The following is a 21,651-nucleotide window of genomic DNA, read 5'->3' on the forward strand; positions in this document are numbered from 1 at the left end:
CTTCCGTCGGGCGTGGGGCGGAAACGTCGTTCGGAACACGCGGTCGTCGAGACACGGACCGCTCGTCCTGTCCGTCAGACGGCGCTGTTGAGAAACCGCCAACCGAAGAAGACGAGCAGCGGTATCGCCGACACGACCGCCGCCCGTGCCTTACTGAGTTCTCCCGCTTTCGTGAGGCCGAGCGTCCAGAGGTACCCGCTCACGACCAGAAAGAGACCCCCGACGACCATCGCAGCGATGAACGCCGGTTCTCCCGCTGCGTGACTCATGAACTCCGCCAGCCCGTTCGTCTCGTGTTCGATCCGGCTGTTGATAGCCAGTTCCGGGGGCGTGGCATCCCGCAACGCGTAGTAGCGTCCAGCCGTCCAGACTAACCCCGTCCCGACGAGCGGCGCCATTCCCCAGCCGACGATCCGAGTGATGTGCCCGAAGAGGGGATGGCCGCCCGCTACCAGCGCCAGGACGTACAGCGCAAACGAGAAGGCCAGCCAGAGGAGAAAGCCCTCGAGGAAGTAGTACCCGCCTAGCAGAATGACGGCGTTGATGACTTCCGACACGGCGGGACCAAGCGTGAGGAACACCGCTGCCGCTTGCAGACTCATCGCGACCGACACCGTGGTCACGATGAGCGTCGGTATCACGAGTCGTCCCGTCGCTGCTTTGCGTTGGATAAACGGCTCTGGATCCCCGAATACGCGTGTCGCCATGGACACCGGTTGTCTGACCTAGCATAAATATATTGTGTATCCGAAGAAGAAATAGCGAGCTCAGGCCCGCTCGGGACAAATCCGGTAGCCGACGCTGTGAGTTCGAATCCCGATGACGACAGTCCACTATCTCGCCGGATCGTTCTACTATGTAGTAGAACATAGAGATAAAACAGGTATATAACACGTGTATGATTGTAATCCCCCCGCTCCACTGCTTAGGGAGTTCTCTAGCGGTTAATTATAATCTAAATGTTGGAAACCCACAACAGTATGGATTATTATAGTTACTGTCTTATGATAGTTTATACCGTGCGGAACCTTTTCCTTTTAGAATATATTGGCTTTATCGGTAAATACTGGATTTTTCTGCCCATATATCAAGAATACATTTTTTATTTTCTACAGATAATGAATATACTTGCAATTCTCGTCTAGATCGTGCGGCGTAGACGTGAATTTCGCGGTTCGGTTCGGTCTCACGCTTTTGGCCGGTAGGATGGAGAAAACGACCGCTGAGATCGAATCTGCAGCGGATCGCGACTGCAGATGACGATCCGTGGATGTTCTATTTATATTACCTATATGTTTCTACTAATACTATGAAAATTTACTATTCTGGCCCTGATCGAGATATACAGTCCCCAACTAGGGTTCTTGCTCCGAGGCATCGTCGGCCCGCACAGCCGGCTGGGCCGCGAGGCTATGCCCGACCATGTGGATGTACGGGCGTTCACCGAGGACGTGAAAGAACACATGCCCGAGCACGACTCCATTAACGACGTGCCGGTCTCGCACGTTACCCTCCCCTCGAAAGACGAGGACACCTAAGTCCCCAAATTGCAGAAGGACAGCGAGTTCTGGGAGCGGGACCCCTACGCCGACGCCGGCGACTGACGCGCGCTGGCTCCCCTCCGATATTCCCTCTTTCAAACCCTCTTGGGCCATCCCTCGCGCTTCCTCGCCCGTTCGCGCCCGGATATCACGCCGTGGGAGACTCCGGTGCCGTTATTGCGACCCACCCCAAATTTCCGGTGTTCCGGCGGCGACTCGTGACGGCTCGAGACTCGCCTTATTCCGTTCCACTTCTGAGATGCGTTCCGTATTCGGTATACTTATCGGGGAGTGACCGCTAGTGGGAGATATGTCAGGAATCACGGCGTCGTCGGCCGGCCACGCGGAGCTGGCGACGCTGAAGGCGCTGGCGCTGTCGGGGGGGCTCGACGGCGACCAGAAGGTGTCCTGCTCGGCGCTGGCCGAGCGCCTCGACGCCTCGACGCAGACGGCCTCCCGGCGGCTCCAGCGGCTGGAGGAGGCCGACCTGGTCGAACGCGAGATCGTCAGCGACGGCCAGTGGGTGACCGTGACGGCGGCCGGCGAGCGCGCCCTCCAGCGCGAGTACGCCGACTACCGCCGCATCTTCGAGCGCGACGCCAGCGTCGAACTGCGCGGGACGATCACCAGCGGGATGGGCGAGGGTCGTCACTACATCTCGCTGCCGGGCTACATGCGCCAGTTCGAGGACAAGCTCGGCTACGAGCCGTTCCTCGGGACGCTCAACGTCGAACTCGACGAGGAGAGCGTCCGCGAGCGCGGCCGGCTCTCGTCGTTCGAGCCAGTCACCATCGAGGGCTGGGAGGACGACGAGCGCACCTACGGGCCCGCCTACTGCTACCCCGCCGCCGTCGAGGCCGACGGGGGCGAGACGGCCGCCTCGGACGACGGCGACGCCGGTCGTTTCGAGGACGCCCACGTCATCACGCCCGAGCGCACCCACCACGGCGACGACCAGCTGGAAGTGATCGCGCCGGTGAAACTCCGCGACGAACTGGGCCTCGACGACGGCTCCTCGCTCACCATCTATGTCACCGAACAGCGATAGCGTGACCGGCGACGCATCGACCGCCGCGGCGACCGTCGACCGGGCGGTCGACGCCGTCCGCCGCGGCGACCCGATCCTCGTCCACGACGCGGCCGACCGCGAGGGCGAAGTGGACCTCGTCTACCCCGCGGGGGCGGTCACGCCCGACGCGGTCGCCCGCATGCGCAACGACGCCGGCGGGCTGGTCTGCGTCGCGCTCGGCGACGAAGTGGCCGACGCCTTCGAACTCCCCTACCTGCAGGAGACGCTCGACCACCCCGCCGCGGCCGACCACGACCTGGGCTACGACGAGCGGTCCTCGTTCTCGCTGACGGTCAACCACCGCGACACCTACACCGGGATCACCGACGAGGACCGCGCGCTGACGATCACCGAACTCGCGGCGGCCGCGGCCGATCCCGAGAACGTCGACTTCGCCGCCGAGTTCCGCGCGCCCGGCCACGTCCACGTCCTCCGGGCGGCGCCGGGCCTCCTCGCGGACCGAGAGGGTCACACCGAGCTGGCCGTCGCGCTGGCCGGCGCCGCCGACCTGCCGCCGGCGATGGTCGTCTGCGAGATGCTCGACGACGAGGGCGGCGGCGCCCGCTCGCCGGCCGCTGCCCGCGCCTACGCCGACCGCGAGGGGCTCGTCTACGTCGAGGGGGCGGCCGTCGTCGAGCGGCTCGGCTGAGCGGGACCGGGAGCGGGACCGAGCCGGATCTGGTCCGGGTCCCGGGACCGGGTCACTGAAGGCCCGTCCGGTCCCAGCCCCGACGATGCCACGCTGTTCGCGCCGCTCGCTCCTTCGCGCGACGGGTCTCGCGGCCGCCGGCGCCGTCGCCGGTTGCACGAACGACGACACCGACGGGCCGACCGGGACGCCCAACTCGGGCGACATCGTCGCCGGACCGGACGGCGCCTACGTCTTCGAGCCCGAGTCCTACACCGCCTCGGTCGGCGAGACGGTCACCTGGTACTTCGACAGCCCGACCCACAACGTCGGCTGTCGCCCCGGCGACAGCCCGCAGGTCGCCCTGCCGGACGGCGCCGAGCCGTTCGCCAGCTACGAGGACGGGAACGTGGGAGGGACGGTCCCCCAGGGCGAGACCTACGAACACACCTTCGAGACGGCCGGCGAGTACACCTACGTCTGCATCCCCCACGCCGGCCAGGGGATGGTCGGGACGGTCGTCGTCGAGGAGTGACCGCCAGGGCTCGTCGACGCTCGACCGTCAGGGCTCGTCGACGCCGACGACCTCGAACCGGGCGCCCGGACGCTCCCCGTCGGCGCCGTCACCAGTGCTGTCGGTGGACTGGTTGGCGTCGGAGCCGTCACCGGCGTCGCCGTCGCGGTCGGCGTCGGTCACGCGAACGTCCCAGCCGTGGGCGTCGGCCGTCTGCGCGACGATCGAGAGGCCGAGTCCGGTGCCACCCGAGGCCGTCGAGAAGCCGCTCTCGAAGACCCGGTCCCGTCGGTCCGGCGGGATACCGGGGCCGTCGTCCGCGACGAAGAAGCCGGGTTCGTCGTCGAGGACGCCGACGCGGACGGTCGCGTCGTCGCCGGCGTGTTCGACCGCGTTGCGGAAGAGGTTCTCGAACAGCTGGCGGAGCCGCGACTCGTCGGCCGCGATCACTCTCGCGCCGGCGACGCGCAGCGTCGCGTCGCCGGTGGCGACGGTCGCCCAGCTGGTCCGCGCGACCCGTTCGAGGTCGACGGGGTCGGTCGACTCGACGCGCTCGCCCTCGCGGGTCAGCGTCAGGATGTCCTCGACGAGCTGTTCCATCCGCTCGACCGCCCGCTCGCACAGGTCGAGGTGGTCGTCGTCGTCGGCGTCGACCATCTCCAGCGACCCCGCGAGGACGTTCAGCGGGTTCCGGAGGTCGTGGGAGACGATGCTCGCGAACTCCTCCAGCCGGTCGTTCTGGCGGGACAGCTCGCGCCGCCGCCGGCGCAGCTCCTCCTCGCGGTCGGCCCGCGCCAGGGCGGCCTCGGTGGTGTTGGCGAGGATGCGGGCCAGCGACACGTCCACCTCGTCGAAGGCCTGCTCGGAGGTCGCCCCGAGGTTCATCACCCCGTACTCCCCCAGCGGGAGGATCAGCTCGCTGCGGATCGGCGTGTCGGGGTTCAACAGCCCCTCGGCCGCCGAGAGGTCGTCGTGGACCTGTATCTCGCCCGAGCGGAAGGCCTCCCAGGAGAGGCCCTCGCCGCTGTCGTAGGTCGGCGCCTCGCCGAGCAGGGCCGCGGCCTCGTCGGTGATCGCCGCGGGTTCGAGGGCGTCGGCGTCCGACTCGTAGAACCACAGGCCGTTGACGGGCATGTCCAGCACGTCTCGCGCCGTCTCGACGGCCCGCTCGGCAACCGACTCGCGGTCGGGCGCCTCCATGAACGCCCGCGTCGCCTCGTGGAGCGCGCTCAGCCGCTGCTCGCGGCGCTTGCGCCCGGTCACGTCCCGCGAGGTGACGACGTACCCCTCGAAGGCCGTCCCCGTCCGGTTGGTCGCCTTCGACTCGACCCAGCGCCAGTCGCCGTCGGCGGTCCGCATCCGGAACTCGATGCCCTCCGTCGCCCCCGGTCGCTCGACCAGCTCCGCGAACCGATCGACGACCCGCTCGCGGTCCTCGGGGTGGACGTGCTCGAACGCCGTCTCGCCGACCAGCTCGTCGGGCTCGTAGCCCAGCACGTGCTCGACAGCGGGGCTCTGATACTCGATCACCCCCGTCTCGTCGAGGACCGTGACGATGTCGGTGACCTCCTCGACCAGCGTCTCGTAGCGGGCCAGCTCGCGCTCGCGCTCGCGGCGCTCTGTCACGTCGCGGGTCGTCAGCAGCGCGAACCGCTCGGACCCGCCGGGGTCGACCGGGACCGCCCTGAGGTCGACCGCCGTCGTCGGCGACTCGACGGGCGACTCGAACTCGACGTGCCGTTCGGCGGCCTCGCCCCCGACCACGGCGTCGACGGCCTCGGTCACGCGCCGCACGTCGGCCGGGTCGAGGACGCCCGTCTCGGCCAGTACCGGGAGTCGCCGCCCCGCCAGGCCGTCGGCGATCGGCGCCGGCGGCTCGGCCATCCGGTGGTCGGCGAACCGGAACCGGTAGTCGCCGTCGACGACGTAGACCCCCTCGCTCATGTGCTCGACCACCACCCGCGGCCAGTCGGGCTCGCCGCCGCCGGCGTCGCCCGTCCCGTCGCCGTCGGCGTCCGCGCCGCCACCGTCGCACCCGGTAGCGTCCCCGGTCGGGCCGTCGCCGGCGTCCCCGGCCCGCTCGACTACGGCGGTGACCCGGCCGGTCAGGAGGGCGTACTGCCCCGGCTCGTCCTTCCGGAGGAACTCGGCCGCGCCGGCGTCGAGCGCCCGCTCGGCGACGGACTCGTCGGCCGGCGCCGCGAGGATCACCGGGAGGCCCGGGTCGCGCTCGCGGACGGCGTCGAGGAGCCACAGCCCGTCCCGCTCGGGCAGCCGGTAGCCGCTGACGACGCAGTCGACCCGCCGTCCGTCGAGTGCGTCGAGCGCCTCGTCGGCCCGCCCGACCGCGGTCACGTCGAACGACTCGGCCGCGGCTGCGAGTCGCTCGGCGGCCGTCTCCGTGAACGCCCGGTCGTCGTCGACGAGGAGCACACGGATCGACTGCTCCATACGCGCCCCTGGCAACGGATCCTGAAATAGCTACGGGCACCAGTATCAGAACGGAAAGTCCAAGGGGGAACGTGCCCGGCGGCGCCCCGTCGCGGTGCCGGTCGGACGGCCCGGTGTCCCCGGTGGTCCACCCTAGCCCAGCCAGCGGCCGAGGGCGGTCGTCGCTCGCTCGTAGCCGGCCTGGACGGCATCGATCACGGGGGCGGGGAGCCAGGTCGTCCACCGGACGAACCGGGCAAAGGCCCCGACCGGGTAGCGGGCGCGCGGGTCGTCGGCCTCGGCGGCCCTGACCACCGCGGCGGCGACGCGCTCCGGCGTGGCCGCCAGCGGGTTGCCGTCGAGGACCCAGCCGTCGTCGAGCGCGGCGTAGGTGCGCGCGTAGGCGGGCGTCCGCTCGCGGCCGGCCAGCCGCTCGCGGGCCGCGTCGGCGAAGTCGGTGTCGACCCACGCCGGCTCGACCAGGCTCACGTCGACGCCCGTCCCGCGCAGCTCGACCCGGAGCGCGTCGTGCAGCGACTCGACGGCGGCCTTCCCCGCGGCGTAGGCGCCCAGTCCCGGCGAGGAGGCCAACCCCATGACGCTGGAGACGGTGACGATCCGGCCCCGGCCGCGCTCGCGCATGTGCGGGAGCGCCGCGCGGACGAGCCGGTGGGGGCCGTGGACGAGCACGTCGAACTCGGCGCGGGCCGCGTCGACGGGCACGTCCTCGACCGGCCCGGCCTCGGCGTAGCCGGCGTTGTTCACCAGGCAGTCCAGCCGCCCGGTCTCCGCGACCACCGCGTCGACGACGGCCTCGCACTGCTCGTCGTCGGTCACGTCCAGCGCGCGGGTCTCGCAGTCGGCGCGGACCCGCTCGGGCAGCGGCGCCGCCACGTCGGTCGCGTACACCCGCCAGCCGCGGTCGGCGAACGCCAGCGCGATGGCTGCACCGATCCCGCTGCCCGCGCCCGTGACGAGCGCGACCGGCTGCCCGCCACCCGCGTCGCCGCCATCCTCGCCGCGTCCCCCGCGGCTCTCCGGGCTCCGTCCGGCGTTCCGTGACACGAGCGACCGGCCGCGTTCCCAGGACAAAAGGGTTCCGACGCGCCCGGGCCAGTCCGCACGCCCCACACAATATAAATTCAGGTCACAGATGAGGGGCATCGCCTATCCTGATGCCGGTCCGAGTCGATCACCTGAGCGAACTGTCCCCTCCAGCGACGACGAACAGGGTTCGGTCGGCGACGCGACCCCCGACCCGGGGGTGGTCCCCGTGACGCTGTCGAGCCTCGACCGCTACCGGCCGGGCCGGCTCGACCGGCTGGGCGAGCGCGCGGTCGTCCTCGGTGGAAGTATCGCCGGCCTCTGTGCGGCGCGGGTGCTCGCAGACGGCTTCGACGAGGTGGTCGTCGTCGAGCGCGACCCCCTGCCCGACGGGCCGGTCGAACGCGAGGGCGCGCCCCAGACTAGCCACCCCCACGCGCTGCTGGGCGCCGGACAGGCGACCCTGGAGGACCTCTTCCCGGGGTTCGGCGAGGACCTGGCGGCCGGCGGGGGACTGATCGTCGACGTGACGCGCCAGCTGGTCGAGTACCAGAAGGGCGGCTACCTCGCGAGCGGCGACGAGCGGACCCCCTCCTACTGTGCGAGCCGGCCGCTGTTCGAACACGTCGTCCGCGAACGGCTCCGCGCCCGCGAGAATGTCCGGATCCGCGACGACTGCCGGTTCGTCGACTACCGCACCGACGAGGCCGAACAGGCCGTGACCGGCGTCACGGTCCGCGAGGACGGGGCGGTCGACGCGATCGACGCGGACCTCGTCGTCGACGCGACGGGGCGGGCCAGCCGGACGCCGGAGTGGCTGGCCGACCACGGCTTTTCCGCGCCGCCGGAGGACCGGGTCGGGATCGACCTGCAGTACGCCTCGCTGCGGATCGAGCGCCCGCCGGGCGACAGGCGGCTGATCAGCGCCCCCGCCGACCCGCCCGAGACCCGCGGCGCCGTGCTGATACCGATCGAGGACGGCCAGTGGGACGTGCTCCTCGCGGAGGTCCACGCCGACGACGCGCCCGCCGATCGCGAGGCGGTGCTGGCGTTCGCCGACGACCTCCCGGTCGACCTGGTGGGCGACCTGCTGCGGCGCCAGCGGTGGGTCTCCGACGAAGTCGCCCGCTACCCGTTCCCGGCGAGCCTGCGGCGCCGCTACGAGCGGCTGGACCGGTTCCCCGACGGCCTGGTCGTCACCGGCGACGCCGTCTCCAGTTTCAACCCCGCGTACGGCCAGGGGATGTCCGTCGCCGCCCTCGACGCCGTGGTCCTCCACCACGCGCTGGCCGAGGGCGGCCTCGACGGCCTGCCCACCCGATTTTTCGACCGGCAGGCCCCGGTGGTCGACACGGCCTGGCGGATGGCGACCGGCGTCGACTACCAGTACCCCCAGACCGACGGGGAGCCCTCGCTCCCCGAGCGGCTGTTCAACCGGTACTTCGACCGCCTGTTGCGGGCGGCCAACGACGACGGCGCCCTCGCGGCGGCCTACGGCGAGGTGCTCGACCTCGAACGGTCGCCCGCCTCGCTGCTCCGGCCCGGAATCCTCGCCCGCGTGTTCCTCCCCGTCGGCGGCGACGCGACGGAGACGGACCCCCAGCGGGCAGCCGTCCCGTCGGACGCCGAGTCGGTCAGTTCGCGCGGGGAGTCGGTCCCCTCAGGGGTCGACTCGTCGCCCGCCGCCGATCGTGAACCGACCGTCGAACGCGAGCGCCCCCAGCGAACGACCTAGCCCCAGGTCGCGCAGGCGCTCGGCCAGCGGATGGCGGCCCAGCGTGTAGGTCCCGCCGAACGGCCGGCCGCCGAACCGCCCCGACAGCTCCAGCGGCTGGCGACGGGCCGGGACGCCGCCGTCGGCCCCGCCCCCGCGCCCGTCCCCGTCGGTGTAGCTCGTCGTTCGCACCGTCGCTTCGAACCGCGGATTCCAGGGAGCGTCGAGCGTGAGGAGGTGACCCCGCTCGTCGCGGACGGCCGTCCGCCGGCGGTCGCCCCGGTCGGTGATCCGAACGCTTGCGACGGACTTGGGGTACCCCCAGATCTCGGCGCCGAGCGCCCGGGCCGGCTCGGTGGTGACCGGCAGCGCCGCGACGTAGCCGCCGAGCGCGCCCGTCGACCCCGCGAGCCCCCGCCGGAGGGCGGCGAATTCTTGGCGCGGCCCGTCGGCGGGGGTGGCGGCCAGGAGGACGCCGACCTCCTCGTAGGGCGCCATCGCGTCGTCGCCGATCCGGCGGTAGTCCACCGAGAGGAAGGTGACCGCGGTTCGCCCGAGGGCGACCCTGACGGGCGCGAGCTCCTCGGGCAGCCACTCGTCGGCCGCCTTCGCGTCGGCCGTGACGACCACCGCCGTCGCCTCGGCCTCCGTTTCGAGTGGAACGGCGACCTCGTGACCGGTGGAGAGGGTTCGTGGTTCCGGCGGCTGGTCGGGCACGTCCGTCGATCCGGGCGAGGCCGCCGAAAGGATGGCGGTACCCGCGGCGTTGCGGTGGTCGAACTTGCGGTGGTCGCGCCGGGAAACCCCTCGCGACCCGGCTACTCGTGGCCGTAGACGGGGACGGGGTGGTACGGCGCTTCGAGATACTCCACGTCGGAGTCGGACAGCGATATCTCCAGGGCTTCGACGGCCTCTTCGAGGTGCTCGATGCTCGACGTACCCACGATGGGCGCGTCGACGTTGTCGTTCTGGAAGTGCCACGCGAGGGCGATCTGGGCCATCGTGACGCCCTCTTCCTCGGCCAGCTCCTGGACGCGCTCGTTGATCTCCTCGCTGCCGGGGCCCTCGTGGTAGGGCGTCCCGTAGTCGATCTCGTGTTCGCCCCGGTCGGTCGCGGTGAACTCCTCGTGGGGGCGGGTCAGGTAGCCGGCGGCTAGGGGGCTCCAGGGGATGACGCCGACGTTCTCCCGGTCGCAGACGGGGTACATCTCCCGCTCCTCCTCGCGGTAGGTCAGGTGATAGAGGTTCTGCATCGTCTCGAAGCGGGCGAGCCCCTGCTCGTCGCTGACCCGCAGCGCCTCCTGGAACTGGTGGGCCCACATCGACGAGGCGCCGATGTGGCGGACCTGCCCCCGGGAGACGGCGTCGTCGAGCGCCCGCAGCGTCGTCTCGATGGGCGTGTCGTAGTCCCAGCGGTGGATCTGGTACAGGTCGACGGTGTCCATGCCCAGCCGGTCCAGCGAGTGGTCGAGTTCCTGTTCGATCGTCTTCCGGGAGAGGCCCTCGGCGTTGCGGTGGTCTCTGGCGCCCGAGAAGCGGACCTTGGTGGCGACGACCTGCTCGTCGCGGTCGTAGTCGGCGAGGGTGTCGCCGAGGATCCGCTCCGATTCGCCCGCCGAGTAGGTGTTGGCGGTGTCGAAGAAGTTGACGCCCAGGTCGATGGCCCGCTCGACGAGTTCCCGCCCTTCCGCTTCGTCCAGCATCCAGTCGTCGCCGCTGCCGAAGCTCATGCAGCCGAGACAGACCTGCGAGACCTCCATCCCGGTCGAGCCGAGCGTGGTGTACTCCATGACCGACGCACGGAACGAGCGGACGTAAAACGCCCGCTCGCGGAACCCGCCGACGCTCCCTGCGCGGTCGCGGATGGCCGGCGGTGCCCCGTAGCGGTTTCGCGACCCCCCGAACGGCCGCTGGTTTGACAATGGGGGGCGCGAAATGGTTGGGTGTATGGCAATCGATGACAGGGGTGCCCTGGTCGCGGCCCTCCGGGAGCAGGCCGGCGACGCCCTGCGCGTCGTCGCCACCTACGACCGGGACGGGTACGACCCGGTGTACGTCCGGGACGACGTCGAGGGCCACCTCGCCGACCAGGCCGAACGGGTCCACGACGAGCTCGTCCTCCAGGGCCTGGGACGGGGCCACCTCGAGGACCTGTTCGCCGCCGGCGACCTCCAGTGTTCGATCCACCGCTTCGACGACCTGACGGCCTTCCACTTCGCCGTGGGGGAGTTCTCCGGTCTGTTCGTCAGCGTCGACTCCGAGGCGGACCTGCCGCTGGCGACGTTCGCCGAGACCTGCAAGAAGCACCTCTGAACGGCCCCGCCGGCCGGCGCCCCCCGAGTCTCCGTCCGACTGCCCCCGCCGTCGCGGCGCGGACAGCTGGCACCGCCTCGCGTCGAGCGAGCGACGAGTCCCCGACGCCGGCGGGGTCGGGCCCCGCGCCGGGTTTATATTCGCAGATTGCATACGCGTGCGTGTGAGCACCCGTACGAGTGCGCTGGACGCCGTCGTCTTCGGGGTGGACGTCCAGAGCGGCGACGTGCGCGGGGACGTGTCCTACGCGCTGGTCGCGTTCGACGGCGAGCACGTCGACCGGGACGTGGTCTCCCGGCGGAAGCTCCGCCGGCTGATCCGCGACGAGCGGCCCGCCATCGTCGCCACCGACAACATGTACGAACTCGCCGAGAACAAGGACGCGCTGGTCCACTTCCTCGGCGAACTCCCCGACGAGACGACGCTGGTCCAGGTCACCGGCGCCGAGCGCCCGGAGCCGCTCTCCCGCGTCGCCAACCGCCACGACGTGCCCTACGGCAAGGATCCCATGAAGGAAGCGGAGGCGGCCGCCCGCCTCGCCGCCAACAACGTCGGCCAGGTCGTCTCCGCCTTCACCGACGAGACCGAGGTGAAGGTCTCGCGGGGCCGCTCGACCGGCGGTGGCGGCGGCTGGTCGGAGGACCGCTACACACGCCGCATCCACGGCTCGGTCAAGAAACGCACCCGCGAGGTCGAGTCCGAACTCCAGGAGGCGGGGCTGGACTTCGAGCGCGAGGTGACCGAGAAGTACGGCGGCTTCTCCAACGCCGTCTTCACCGTCGAGGGGCGCCCGCGGGACATCCCCGTCTCCAACGAGCGGGCGGGCGACGTGCGCGTCGAGGTCGAACGCGTCCGCCGCGACGGCATCGAGTTCCGCCCGCTCGCGAAACGGCGGGACCACGTCGTCGTCGGCGTCGACCCCGGCACCACCACCGCGGTCGCCATCGTCGGCCTCGACGGCGAGGTGCTGGACGTGCTGAGCACCCGCACCGCCGACAGCGCCGAGGTGACCGAGTGGATCGTCGAGCGGGGTCGGCCCGTCATCGTCGCGGCCGACGTGACGCCGATGCCCTCGACGGTCGAGAAGCTGCGGCGGTCGTTCGACGCCGCCGGCTGGACGCCCGACCGCGACCTGCCGGTCGACGTGAAACAGCACCGCACCCGCGAGGAGGGCTACGACAACGACCACGAACGCGACGCCATGGCCGCCGCGTTCGGCGCCTTCGACGCCCACAAGGACCAGTTCGAGCGCATCGCCGCGAAGGTCCCGCCCGGCCAGGACGTGGGACCGGTCGTCGCCCGCGTCGTCGCCGGCGGGGAGAGCGTCGAGACGGTCCTCGACGACCTCCGCGACGACGGCGGCGACGAGAGCGCCGAGCCCGACCGGCCGGACAACGAGCAGTCGCCCGAACAGAAGCGGATCTCCCAGCTCGAATCGCAGGTCGCCCAGCTGCAGTCGCACGTCGAGAGCCTGGAGGACACGATCGACGAGAAAGACGCCGCGATCGACGACCTGGAGGGCAAGCTCTCGGAGGCCCGCAGCGAGACCCGCGTCGAGGCCCGCAAGGACCGGGAGGTCACCCGGCTGGAGCGGGAGAACCGCCGGCTGCAGGGCGAGATCGACGAGAAGGACGACCGCATCGAGGAACTGGAGGGCAAGCTGGAGCGGCTGAAGGCCCTCTGGAAGCTCGACCACTCGAACTTCGCGGACGTGTCGGAGGCCAAGGAGGGGCTGACGCCCGTGAAGGTCGTCGAGCAGTTCACCAGCGACGCCATCGACGACGCCGACGAGCGGTTCGGACTCGCCGAGAACGACGTGATCATGTTCCGGGACGCCTCCGGCGCGGGCGCCTCGACGGCCGACAAGATCGTCGACGTGGACCCGAAGCTCGTCCTCCGCAACGGCGGGCTCTCGGACGTGGCCGACGAGATCCTCTTCAAACACGACGTGCCGGTCGCGCCGGCCGAGCTGGTGACCGTCCAGGAGGTCGACGAACTCGCGGTCGCCCGCGAGCGGGAGGTCGAGGCGGCCATCGAGGACTGGGAGGACCGCGCCGAGGAGCGCGAGCGCGAGCAGAACGCCCAGATGGTCGACCGCCTCATCAGCGAACACCGCGCCGGCGACCGCGGCGAGAGCGACTGAGCGGCACCGTCCCGAGCCGCCCGTCCCACCGGATCTCGTCGGGCCCGCGAGCGCCGAACAGCCGCGACGCGCGGCGCTGGCCGTGTTCGTCCCCGACAGCGCGGGTCGCCGCCCGAATCACCCGACCGGCCGTCCGGACCCGAAGGGATTCGCCGACGGGGTATTACGGCTGGTCCGAAAACGTTCAGGGGATGGGACCAGCACTCGACCTGCGCGAGTATCCGGACGAGGAGTCCCGACAGGTGCTGTTCGACGAACTGGCGGCGGTAGACGTCGGCGAGTCCGTCGCGGTGGTGGCCGACCGGGACGTCGACGCCGGCCTGGTGCGGTACCAGATCGAACGCGACCGGCGGCTGGCGTGGACCTACGCCGACCCGGACGCCGAACCGAGGGAGCTCGAGGTGACCAAGGGGGAGCCGCTGGACGGCGACCGCGGGGCGATCGACGTTCGCGACCTGAAGCCCCAGCGGCGCCACGAGGCGCTGCTGTCGATCTTCGACGAGCTCGGGGCCGGCGAGGGGTTCGTCCTCGTCAACGACCACGACCCCAAGCCGCTGTATCACGAGCTCCGGTCGGCCCACGGCGACATCGTCGACTGGGAGTACCGGAGCCGCGGGGACGACGGGTGGCGCGTCGAGATCGTCAAGACGGACGAGTCGACGGCCGACACCGGAGACGTCGTCACCCGATACGACGTGCGGGAGATCCCCAAGGCGGAGCGACACCCGACGATCCACCACCGCTACGGGATGATCCCCGAGGGCGGGACGATGGAGCTGGTCGCCCCGCACGAACCGCGGCCGCTCCACCGGGAGTTCCGCGAGCGCTACGGCGACTCGTTCGACTGGGAGGTCGTCGAGTCGGAGCCGGGAAAGTGTCGCGTCCACATCACGAAGGGCGACGACGCCGGAGGGGACGCCGAGCCGGGCGGCGGGGACGCGGCGGCGACCGGCGCGGAACCCGACGACGCGGTCAAGGTCGTCGAGGAGCTGGACGTGCGGGACCGGCCGCCGGCGCAGCGACACGAGGCCATCTTCGAGGCGTACGCCGACCTGGAGGCCGGCGAGGGGTTCGTCCTGGTCAACGACCACGACCCGAAACCGCTGTACCACCAGTTCGAGGCCGAGGCGGGGCCACAGTTCCGGTGGGAGTACCGGCAGAAAGAGCCCGGCGAGTTCAGGGTGCTGGTCGGCAAGGCCGACGCCGCCGAGCGGGACCACAGCCACGGCCACGACCACGGACACGGCCACGATCATAGCCACGGCCACGACCACGGCGGCGCCGCCGACCACGGCGCGGCCGACGAGACGCCCGACGCGCCGTTCTGACCGACCGCCTGCGGACGACCCATACCATGACCGACATCGACCCCGACCGCACGCTCGCATCGCTCGTCGAGGAGACGCCCGCCTACGCCCGGGCGTTCGAGTCGCTGGGGCTCGACTACTGCTGTGAGGGCGACCGGACGCTGGCGACGGCCTGCGACCAGGCGGACCTGGCCGTCGACGACGTTCGCGCGCGGCTGCGGGAGACCCGCGACCGCGAGGACGCCGACGCGGACGACTGGGAGGGGCTCGCCGACCTGGCTGACCACGTCGTCGAAACCCACCACGACTACCTCCGCGAGGAACTGCCCGCGCTCCAGGACCTGGTCGCGAAGGTCGCCCGGGTCCACGGCGAGAACCACCCCGAACTCCGCGAACTCGAGGCGGAGTTCTCCGAGCTCGCCGAGGAGATGCGCGAGCACATCGAGGAGGAGGAGACCGAACTGTTTCCCGTCGTCGGCAAGCTCGACCGCGGGGAGTCGCCGTCCACCGACGAGGCCGCCCGGCTCCGCGAGGCGATCCGGACGTTCGAGGACGACCACGCCGCGACGGCCGACCGCCTCGACCGGATCGCCGAGCTGACCGACGGCTACGCGGTCCCCGGGGACGCCTGCGCGAGCTACCGGAGCATGCTCGACCGGCTCGACCGCCTCGAACGCGACACCCACATGCACGTCCACAGGGAGAACAACGTGCTGTTCCCGCGCGCGGAGGAACGGCTTCCGACCGGACCGGCCGAGGCCTGACCCCGGCGTTCCCGCCGGGTGGCCGGCCGTCAGCCGCGGCGGACACTCGCGACCACGAGGCCGGTCAGGACGGTCAGCACGGCGACCTTGAACGCGACGAGGTGGCCGATTCGCGACCCGAGCAGGGCGGGGACGGAGAGCCCGAGCAGCCGGTCGGTCTGGTAGGCGCCGGTCGCCAGGACGACCGGGACGACGGCCGGCAGGTGGCGGCGAAACCGGCGCGCCTGCGCCTTCAGCACGGGACCGAGACCGGGACTGGCGCGGACCGTCGGGAGGACGACGAAGTTGTGCCAGACCGCCCCGCCCAGCCACAGCGAGACGGCCCCGAGGTGGCCGAGTCTGACCGCCCACGCGATAGCCGTCGTCCCCGTCTCGATCCACGCGAGCGCGCCGAGCGCGACCGCGACTGCGAGGAGCGCGAGCGACCGGAGCGCTCGCGCTCGACGGCGCGAGCGCTCGGCTGTGGCCCTGCGGCGTGCGAACCACAGCACCGGGACGCTGACGCACCCGACGCCGAGCGCGACGGCCGCGAACCCGGCCGCGCCCCCGCGCTGGTCGAGGACGAGATAGCCGGCCCCGGAGAGGGCGAACGCCCAGACGGCGACGGCCTCGACGCGGGCCCAGCGGCGCTCGACCGCACGGCGGTCGGTCGACTCGTCGAACGCCTCGGGGTCGAAGAGCGCGACGCGCCAGTAGAGACCACCGGCGAGAGCGCCGACGGCCACCACCGTCGCCCACGTCACCGCTCGCGCCGGGACGGAAGCCCCGAGGTTCGAGAGCCAGACGCCGGCGAGCGACGCGCCCAGCAACAGCGCGAGGACGACTCTCGGCCGGACCCGCCTGACCTGGACGTCCCGCCCGAGCAGCGATATCTCGGGACCGCCCTCCGCTTCGATTCCCATCGTGCCTCTGTTTTAGGTGGCCCTAAACTAAACGGTGTGGACGGAGATGTTCGGCCGGATCGGCCGAGCGAAGGGGTTCGGGACTGTCCTTTCGGAGACGGCGGATCGATCGTGAAACATGTCATCGGAACCCCGGTCGGGGCCGTCCCCGTCAGTCGGGTCGTCGCTGTCGGCGGTCGAGCGGCGCGAGGCGCGCTACCTGTTCGCCGTCTCGCTGTACGCGGAGGCCGACGAGCGGGTCACGACCGGCGACCTCGGGGACCACCTGGACGTGGCCGCGGCCAGCGTCACGGAGATGGTGTCGAAACTCGACGAGCGCGGCCTCGTCGACTACGAGAAGTACCGGGGCGTCCGGCTGACCGACCGCGGCGAGACCGTCGCGGCGCGGGCGGGCTGGCGCTACTGCGTCGTCTCGACCTTTTTCGACTCGGTGCTGGAGACGACGCTGGACGAGGGGACCGCGTTCGACATCGGGTTCGCCCTCCCTGACGACGGCGTCCACCGCCTCCGGGCGCTCGTCGACTCGGCGTGTCTGGGGCTCTGCCCGGACGCCGGCGGCGACGGCGAACCCTGTGGGGCCTGACGCGGGACCTCGCAGAGACCGTTCGACGGCCTGCTACGGCGATTCGACCGTGACGAAGTACGGGCCGTCCCAGTCGTTCACCCAGTCCGGCGCGTCCGGATGGGCCTGAAGCAGGTTCGCCTCGTAGGACTCGTCTTCGAACACCTTCCCCGAAGAGTCGGTGGCCTCGTCCCGCGGAACCGTGAACGTGACCGGGTCGCGCCCCTCGGTGGGGATCAGCTGTTTGCGCCCCCACTCGTGGGCTTCCCCCGCCGAATCGACCCACTCCTGGGGGTGAAATGTCACCTCGACGCCGGACGCGCGCTGGGGATCGGACGCAGACTCCTTTCGGACGCGTCATGCTTTGCTCTCCCCGCGAAGGTCTTCGGGCGGTCGGGCGGACGTGTCCGTCGCTGGGCCCCGCTCACTCGACGACCTCGACCGCGTCGCCGACCCGGACCGTCCGCCCGCGGTCGGCCTCCGGGACGCTGGTGATGACCATCAGCGAGTAGTAGTGGTCGAAGGCGGCCTCGTCGGCCCACTCGGGGAACGTCTCCCGGCGCCGCTCGACGAACCGCTCGCGGAACTCGGGGACCGGTTCGCCGGTGTCGGGGTCCCGCTGGGGGACGACACAGCGCCCGCAGGGCGTGACGCCCTCGAAGCGGACGCCGTCGACTTCGAACGCCGGGGCGTCGGCCCCGACGAAGCGGTCCTCCCAGAACGCGGGCACTCCGGAGACCTCGACGTTGGCCCTGAGCCGTCGGCGCGCGCCCTCGACGGTCACGTCGTCGAACCAGGAGGCGACCGCCTCCAGCGTCGCCGTGCTGACGACCGACGGGCCCATCTCCCGGCGGTCGACGTATCCCAGTGTCGTATCGCGCTCCAGCGCGAGGTCCATCCCGAAGAAGTCGCCGAACCACTCGGCGGCCCGCTCCCGTTCGGGCTCCCGTTCGAGTTCGAACGCCCGGGTCGTCCCGTCGGGCGCCTCGACGCGGAGCGTCCCCGTCCCGGGGTCGAAGTCGGTCGCCAGGTCGTGGACCCGGTCGGTCCGCTTGCCGTTGACCACCTCGCCGTCGGCGTCGAAGAGGGCGTACTCGCGGTCGTGGCGCAGCGTCCCGCCGTCGAGGACCGTCGCGTTCTCGACGTCGATGCCGTCCAGCCCCTTGACCGGAAAGACTCTGAGCCGTTCCAGGCGTGCCATCGTGCGGACGTGTTCCGCACAGCACAATAGCTATTCGTTCGAACACGATCGACACGCGGTCCCGACCGAACGGGCACGACACCACGGCCGGCACGCCTCCCGCTCGTCCAGACACGACCGCCGTCGCGGGGTCGGGTTTTATTAGGGCAGCGCGAGCGAGGGGCGGTATGGCAGAGGTTCGACACGATCGGGTAGGGGTCGAATCGGTGGCGACGGCGGCCGGGATCGCGGTGCTCGGCGTCATCTTCGGGGGGTTCGTCGTCGGCGTGCTCAACTCGCTGTTGCACGGCGACCTCACGGGAGCGTTCGCGCCGTCGGGGATCCAGTACGAGGCGGTCAGCCATCTCTCGACGGTGGCGGTGATCGCGTCGGTACTGTTGGTGTTCGCCCGCGGCACCGGCGGGGACCTCCTGCTCCGCACGACGGCGGCGATTTACGGGGTTTCGTTCCTCGAATCGGTCGTCCGCGAGCTGCTGCAGTCGTCGTTCGAGGTCGGGTTCGGCCTGTTCGTCGGGCCGCTGTACCCGGTCGTGACGTTCTTCGGCTACGTCGTCGCGTTCCACATCGTGTTCGAGCGCGACGACATCGTGTAGTGCGACGGCCCCGCGTAGCGGGGCCACGGCGGGGCCGGCGACCGCACGGCGCCGTCGGCCGGTCGATTTTTGCCGTCCGGGGACGGGGTGTCTCGCATGCGGCCGCCCGGTCGGATCTGGGCGAGCAGGGCCAGCGAGGAGCGCGCCCACCGGCGGGTCGTGCTGGCGCTCGGCGCCGGCGTCTTCCTCACCCACTGGCTCGTCCTCCCGCCGGGGTGGCTGTGGGGACCGGCCCCCTTCTACGTCGCCGGCGCGCTCGCGCTGGTCGCGGCCGCGGCCGGCTACCGGGGGTTTCACGTCCCCGAGGGCGTCGTCGCCACGAGTGCGCCCGGCGTCGCGCTCGCGCTCCGCAGCGAGTACTGGCCGTTCCACTACGGCTGTTTCCCCGAGGCCGACGGCTCCGACCGGTGTCTGCTCGCGCCGCCCGACGCCGCGTCGTTCGCGGTCCAGCAGCTGCTCACGTCGGTCGCGTTCGTCCTCGTCTGCTGTGGCGTCGGTTACGCCGTCGGTCGCGGGCTGAGACGGCTGGCTGGAGGAGCGTAGCTCGGGTGTCAGACCATCCCGCCCATGCCGAACGAGGCGAGGACGTTCGTGACGACGCCGTAGAGGATCAGGCCGACGCCGGCGACGACGAGGCCGATCCCGGCGGCGATCAGCGGTTCGACCGACGCGATCAGTCCGATACCGCCCAGGATCACGAGGATCCCCACGACCCCGGCGGCGCCGAGTTTGTCTAGCACGTCTCCCCGTCCTCCGGGACGGCCCTTAATCGTTTCAGTCCCAGCGACGGAACTGTCCAGTACGGACAACTCGCGGAGCGCTCAGTACAGGCCATCTTTTTGCCGGCGGGGTTTCCTCGGTCGCTCCGCTCCCTGCGGGGAACCCCGCCGGCAAAAACATGGGTGAAATAGGGTACGAGGCGTCCCGTCCGAACCGGTCCGGGCGAGAGACGGGGCCGTCGCCACGCATTTCTCCCGAGGGTCCCAACGCCGGGTATGGCCGACCCGCCCGGCAACCCCGCGGCGCGGGAGAAGGGGTACTGCCCCTGCTGCGGCTACCGGACGCTCCCGCCGGGGCCGCCCGGGTCCTACGAGCGCTGTCCGGTCTGCGACTGGCTCGACGACCCGATCCAGTTCGCCGACCCCGAGTTCGTCAGCGACACCAACCACGTCGCGCTCAGCGAGGCCCGCGAGAACGTCCGGGCGTTCGGCGCCTGCGTCGAGGGCGCCGCGCCCAACACGCGCGAGCCGACGGACGACGAGCCGCGCGACCCCAACTGGCCGTACGACCGCAGGGAGTGAGCGGAGCGAACCGCGGTCGGACCGCGGCGGGGCCGCGGCCGAGCCGCGCCACGGGTTCCCGTCACGGACCCGAAGGCTTATTCGCGAACGCGGCGGAGGAACGTCCCACGATGGACGTATCGCGCGGCAGCGCCCTGGCCCTGCTCGGCGTCGGCCTCTTCCTCGCGACGATGGTCGTCGGCGCCGCGACCGCCCCCTCCGCGTCCGGCGGCGTCGACGACTCGACGACCCCGACGGCCTTCCCGGCCGGAACCGACGCGCCCTCCGACTCCGGCGGGACGGCCGCCCCGTCCGGCACGCCCGCCGCCGACGCGCCACGGACGCTCGTCGGCAACCAGGGCGGGTGGGTGACCCACGGCAGCGTCATCGCCTTCGACGGCCGGGAGGTGGCCTGGCGCAACACCGAGGCCGACGGCTACTTCGAGGTGAGTCGGCTGGACAACGGGAGCGTCCTCGCCGCCTTCGCCAACGAGAGCTCCGAGGACTGCGGCGAGCTCTCGGCGCCCTGCGCCCGCACGGGCTACCGGATCCTCGAACCCGGCAGCGGCGAGATCGTCTCCGAGTACAGCTTCCCCGTCGGCTCGATCACGAACAGCGAGGTCCACGCCGCAGACGCCACCGGCGACGGCGGCATCGTCTACGCCGACATGGACGCCGAGCGGGTCGTCGTCGTCGAGAACGGGACCGAGGTCTGGGAGTGGCGCGCCAGCGAGCTCTACGAGGCGCCCGAGGACCCGACCAGCCGCGACTGGCTGCACATCAACGACGTGGACGCCATCGGCGACGGCCGGTTCATCGTCTCCGTGCGCAACGCCAACCAGATCCTCATCCTCGAGCGCGGCGAGGGCGTCGTCGAGGTCATCAACGAGGACGATGGGTCGAGCGACGCCAACTGCCTCAAGGACGGCCGGCTCTACGACGCCGACGGCGACGGCGACGTGCGCTGTGGCGACCCCGCCGTCATCAAAGAGCAGCACAACCCGCAGTGGCTCGGCGACGGCGCGGTGCTGGTCGCCGACAGCGAGAACGACCGCGTGGTCGAGCTCCACCGGACCGACGACGGCGACTGGGAGCCCGTCTGGGCGGTCGACCGCGCGGGGGGGATCGAACTCACGTGGCCCCGCGACGCGGACCGCCTGCCCAACGGCAACACCCTGATCGCCGACTCGCGCAACCGGCGCGTGGTCGAGGTCGACCCGCAGGGCGAGGCGGTCTGGAACGTCTCCGTCGGCGCCGTCGCCCGGACGGGGCCCGGCATCGTCTACGAGGCCGACCGCCTGCCGTACGGCGAGTACGCCGGCAGCTACGACGGCGGCGCGACGCCGACCGACGCCGGCGGCGAGAACGGGACCGCGACGCCCGCGGACGCGACGCAGACGAAGACGCCCCTGCCGCGGATGACCGCCGCCAACGGCTCCGGCGCGCTGACCGCGCCCGACGACGAGATCCCGCTGCTCTCCGAGGCGGTCGCCGGCCTCCAGGGCACCTTCGCCTGGGTGCCCATCTGGTTCGGCGAACTCCACCTCGCCGCGACGGCGCTCGGCGCCCTGTTCGTCCTCGTCGGCGGCGTCGACCACCTGCTCGCGGCGCGCGGCGTCTCGCTGCCCGGGCGGGAGTAGGCGACC

23 protein-coding genes are annotated in these 21,651 nt (G+C 71.2%); 14 read left to right on the plus strand and 9 right to left on the minus strand.

Annotated elements, in window-relative coordinates; genetic code table 11:
• Positions 1–74: 74 nt before the first annotated feature.
• Positions 75–707, minus strand: a complete 633-nt coding sequence (locus E3328_RS12940) for a YIP1 family protein (protein ID WP_135365053.1) — start codon at positions 705–707, stop codon at positions 75–77.
• 657 nt (positions 708–1,364) lie between these two features.
• Between E3328_RS12940 and E3328_RS22740 the strand changes: the two genes are divergently transcribed.
• The 4 genes from E3328_RS22740 (at position 1,365) to E3328_RS12955 (ending at position 3,773) form a co-directional block, all read left to right on the plus strand.
• A complete protein-coding gene (locus E3328_RS22740; RefSeq protein ID WP_342775095.1) occupies positions 1,365–1,538 on the plus strand; it encodes a hypothetical protein in 174 nt (57 codons plus the stop codon).
• A gap of 313 nt (positions 1,539–1,851) precedes the next feature.
• A complete protein-coding gene (locus E3328_RS12945; RefSeq protein WP_135365054.1) occupies positions 1,852–2,589 on the plus strand; it encodes a DUF120 domain-containing protein in 738 nt (245 codons plus the stop codon).
• Positions 2,570–3,259, plus strand: coding sequence for a 3,4-dihydroxy-2-butanone-4-phosphate synthase (gene ribB / locus E3328_RS12950; RefSeq protein ID WP_135365055.1), 690 nt, complete (start codon positions 2,570–2,572; stop codon positions 3,257–3,259). The genes E3328_RS12945 and ribB overlap by 20 nt, the downstream gene beginning before the upstream one ends.
• An 85-nt stretch (positions 3,260–3,344) precedes the next feature.
• Positions 3,345–3,773 carry a plastocyanin/azurin family copper-binding protein gene (locus tag E3328_RS12955; protein WP_135365056.1) on the plus strand — a complete coding sequence of 143 codons (429 nt, stop codon included), beginning with the start codon at positions 3,345–3,347 and terminating at the stop codon, positions 3,771–3,773.
• Positions 3,774–3,800: 27 nt separating this feature from the next.
• On the opposite strand, the gene E3328_RS12960 is transcribed toward E3328_RS12955, so the two are convergent.
• Positions 3,801–6,203 (minus strand): hybrid sensor histidine kinase/response regulator, encoded by a 2,403-nt coding sequence (locus tag E3328_RS12960; protein WP_135365057.1) that lies wholly within the window; start codon positions 6,201–6,203, stop codon positions 3,801–3,803.
• A gap of 132 nt (positions 6,204–6,335) precedes the next feature.
• Positions 6,336–7,247 carry an SDR family oxidoreductase gene (locus E3328_RS12965; protein ID WP_281275791.1) on the minus strand — a complete coding sequence of 304 codons (912 nt, stop codon included), beginning with the start codon at positions 7,245–7,247 and terminating at the stop codon, positions 6,336–6,338.
• Between the two features lie 208 nt (positions 7,248–7,455).
• On the opposite strand from E3328_RS12965, the gene E3328_RS12970 reads away from it, so the two are divergent.
• Entirely contained in the window at positions 7,456–8,961 is a 1,506-nt protein-coding gene (locus E3328_RS12970) for an FAD-dependent oxidoreductase (RefSeq protein ID WP_209452200.1), read from the plus strand.
• Here the strand turns inward: E3328_RS12970 and E3328_RS12975 are convergent.
• Together E3328_RS12975 and E3328_RS12980 are read right to left on the minus strand one after the other, a co-directional pair.
• Positions 8,887–9,657 (minus strand): acetoacetate decarboxylase family protein, encoded by a 771-nt coding sequence (locus tag E3328_RS12975; protein ID WP_167837396.1) that lies wholly within the window; start codon positions 9,655–9,657, stop codon positions 8,887–8,889. The genes E3328_RS12970 and E3328_RS12975 overlap by 75 nt on opposite strands.
• A 101-nt stretch (positions 9,658–9,758) precedes the next feature.
• Positions 9,759–10,730 carry an aldo/keto reductase gene (locus E3328_RS12980; RefSeq protein ID WP_135365725.1) on the minus strand — a complete coding sequence of 324 codons (972 nt, stop codon included), beginning with the start codon at positions 10,728–10,730 and terminating at the stop codon, positions 9,759–9,761.
• 157 nt (positions 10,731–10,887) lie between these two features.
• Here E3328_RS12980 and E3328_RS12985 point away from each other — a divergent pair, with 157 nt between their 5' ends.
• The 4 genes from E3328_RS12985 to ric all read left to right on the plus strand — a co-directional run bounded on the left by E3328_RS12985 (position 10,888) and on the right by ric (position 15,467).
• Positions 10,888–11,253 carry a DUF7522 family protein gene (locus tag E3328_RS12985; RefSeq protein WP_135365061.1) on the plus strand — a complete coding sequence of 122 codons (366 nt, stop codon included), beginning with the start codon at positions 10,888–10,890 and terminating at the stop codon, positions 11,251–11,253.
• Between the two features lie 163 nt (positions 11,254–11,416).
• Complete coding sequence (locus E3328_RS12990) at positions 11,417–13,396, plus strand: DUF460 domain-containing protein (RefSeq protein WP_135365062.1); 1,980 nt, start codon at positions 11,417–11,419, stop codon at positions 13,394–13,396.
• Between the two features lie 191 nt (positions 13,397–13,587).
• Positions 13,588–14,724, plus strand: a complete 1,137-nt coding sequence (locus E3328_RS12995; RefSeq protein ID WP_135365063.1) for a DUF2249 domain-containing protein — start codon at positions 13,588–13,590, stop codon at positions 14,722–14,724.
• A 26-nt stretch (positions 14,725–14,750) separates the two neighbouring features.
• A complete protein-coding gene (gene ric, locus E3328_RS13000) occupies positions 14,751–15,467 on the plus strand; it encodes an iron-sulfur cluster repair di-iron protein (protein WP_135365064.1) in 717 nt (238 codons plus the stop codon).
• Between the two features lie 29 nt (positions 15,468–15,496).
• Here the strand turns inward: ric and E3328_RS13005 are convergent, their stop codons facing one another.
• Positions 15,497–16,369 carry a hypothetical protein gene (locus tag E3328_RS13005; RefSeq protein ID WP_135365065.1) on the minus strand — a complete coding sequence of 291 codons (873 nt, stop codon included), beginning with the start codon at positions 16,367–16,369 and terminating at the stop codon, positions 15,497–15,499.
• A 118-nt stretch (positions 16,370–16,487) separates the two neighbouring features.
• Here E3328_RS13005 and E3328_RS13010 point away from each other — a divergent pair, with 118 nt between their 5' ends.
• Positions 16,488–16,952: a metal-dependent transcriptional regulator gene (locus E3328_RS13010; protein WP_135365066.1), complete on the plus strand. Its 465-nt coding sequence runs from the start codon at positions 16,488–16,490 to the stop codon at positions 16,950–16,952.
• A gap of 33 nt (positions 16,953–16,985) precedes the next feature.
• Here the strand turns inward: E3328_RS13010 and E3328_RS13015 are convergent, their stop codons facing one another.
• On the minus strand, positions 16,986–17,237 hold the full coding sequence (locus E3328_RS13015; RefSeq protein ID WP_135365067.1) for a hypothetical protein: 252 nt from the start codon (positions 17,235–17,237) through the stop codon (positions 16,986–16,988).
• A 118-nt stretch (positions 17,238–17,355) separates the two neighbouring features.
• The gene (locus tag E3328_RS13020) at positions 17,356–18,132 is read right to left on the minus strand and encodes an MOSC domain-containing protein (RefSeq protein WP_135365068.1); all 777 of its coding nucleotides are present in this window, start codon (positions 18,130–18,132) and stop codon (positions 17,356–17,358) included.
• A gap of 167 nt (positions 18,133–18,299) precedes the next feature.
• Between E3328_RS13020 and E3328_RS13025 the strand changes: the two genes are divergently transcribed.
• On the plus strand, positions 18,300–18,725 hold the full coding sequence (locus tag E3328_RS13025; protein WP_135365069.1) for a hypothetical protein: 426 nt from the start codon (positions 18,300–18,302) through the stop codon (positions 18,723–18,725).
• 96 nt (positions 18,726–18,821) lie between these two features.
• Positions 18,822–19,268, plus strand: coding sequence for a hypothetical protein (locus tag E3328_RS13030; RefSeq protein ID WP_135365070.1), 447 nt, complete (start codon positions 18,822–18,824; stop codon positions 19,266–19,268).
• Positions 19,269–19,276: 8 nt separating this feature from the next.
• On the opposite strand, the gene E3328_RS13035 is transcribed toward E3328_RS13030, so the two are convergent.
• Positions 19,277–19,465, minus strand: a complete 189-nt coding sequence (locus E3328_RS13035; RefSeq protein WP_135365071.1) for a DUF7470 family protein — start codon at positions 19,463–19,465, stop codon at positions 19,277–19,279.
• 255 nt (positions 19,466–19,720) lie between these two features.
• Here E3328_RS13035 and E3328_RS13040 point away from each other — a divergent pair, with 255 nt between their 5' ends.
• Positions 19,721–20,026: a CPCC family cysteine-rich protein gene (locus E3328_RS13040; RefSeq protein WP_135365072.1), complete on the plus strand. Its 306-nt coding sequence runs from the start codon at positions 19,721–19,723 to the stop codon at positions 20,024–20,026.
• A gap of 110 nt (positions 20,027–20,136) precedes the next feature.
• Positions 20,137–21,645 (plus strand): arylsulfotransferase family protein, encoded by a 1,509-nt coding sequence (locus tag E3328_RS13045; protein ID WP_135365073.1) that lies wholly within the window; start codon positions 20,137–20,139, stop codon positions 21,643–21,645.
• Positions 21,646–21,651 lie beyond the last annotated feature (6 nt).

It is taken from the genome of Halosimplex halophilum (assembly GCF_004698125.1).
GTDB classification, from domain to species: domain Archaea; phylum Halobacteriota; class Halobacteria; order Halobacteriales; family Haloarculaceae; genus Halosimplex; species Halosimplex halophilum.

What these genes read in the sequence shown, in the direction of transcription:
- E3328_RS12940 (WP_135365053.1), bottom strand. Translation starts at nt 707, where the DNA reads ATGGCGACACGCGTATTCGGGGATCCAGAGCCGTTTATCCAACGCAAA.
- E3328_RS12945 (WP_135365054.1), top strand. Translation starts at nt 1,852, where the DNA reads ATGTCAGGAATCACGGCGTCGTCGGCCGGCCACGCGGAGCTGGCGACG.
- ribB (WP_135365055.1), top strand. Translation starts at nt 2,570, where the DNA reads ATGTCACCGAACAGCGATAGCGTGACCGGCGACGCATCGACCGCCGCG.
- E3328_RS12955 (WP_135365056.1), top strand. Translation starts at nt 3,345, where the DNA reads ATGCCACGCTGTTCGCGCCGCTCGCTCCTTCGCGCGACGGGTCTCGCG.
- E3328_RS12960 (WP_135365057.1), bottom strand. Translation starts at nt 6,203, where the DNA reads ATGGAGCAGTCGATCCGTGTGCTCCTCGTCGACGACGACCGGGCGTTC.
- E3328_RS12980 (WP_135365725.1), bottom strand. Translation starts at nt 10,730, where the DNA reads ATGGAGTACACCACGCTCGGCTCGACCGGGATGGAGGTCTCGCAGGTC.
- E3328_RS12985 (WP_135365061.1), top strand. Translation starts at nt 10,888, where the DNA reads ATGGCAATCGATGACAGGGGTGCCCTGGTCGCGGCCCTCCGGGAGCAG.
- E3328_RS12995 (WP_135365063.1), top strand. Translation starts at nt 13,588, where the DNA reads ATGGGACCAGCACTCGACCTGCGCGAGTATCCGGACGAGGAGTCCCGA.
- ric (WP_135365064.1), top strand. Translation starts at nt 14,751, where the DNA reads ATGACCGACATCGACCCCGACCGCACGCTCGCATCGCTCGTCGAGGAG.
- E3328_RS13005 (WP_135365065.1), bottom strand. Translation starts at nt 16,369, where the DNA reads ATGGGAATCGAAGCGGAGGGCGGTCCCGAGATATCGCTGCTCGGGCGG.
- E3328_RS13010 (WP_135365066.1), top strand. Translation starts at nt 16,488, where the DNA reads ATGTCATCGGAACCCCGGTCGGGGCCGTCCCCGTCAGTCGGGTCGTCG.
- E3328_RS13020 (WP_135365068.1), bottom strand. Translation starts at nt 18,132, where the DNA reads ATGGCACGCCTGGAACGGCTCAGAGTCTTTCCGGTCAAGGGGCTGGAC.
- E3328_RS13025 (WP_135365069.1), top strand. Translation starts at nt 18,300, where the DNA reads ATGGCAGAGGTTCGACACGATCGGGTAGGGGTCGAATCGGTGGCGACG.
- E3328_RS13030 (WP_135365070.1), top strand. Translation starts at nt 18,822, where the DNA reads ATGCGGCCGCCCGGTCGGATCTGGGCGAGCAGGGCCAGCGAGGAGCGC.
- E3328_RS13040 (WP_135365072.1), top strand. Translation starts at nt 19,721, where the DNA reads ATGGCCGACCCGCCCGGCAACCCCGCGGCGCGGGAGAAGGGGTACTGC.
- E3328_RS13045 (WP_135365073.1), top strand. Translation starts at nt 20,137, where the DNA reads ATGGACGTATCGCGCGGCAGCGCCCTGGCCCTGCTCGGCGTCGGCCTC.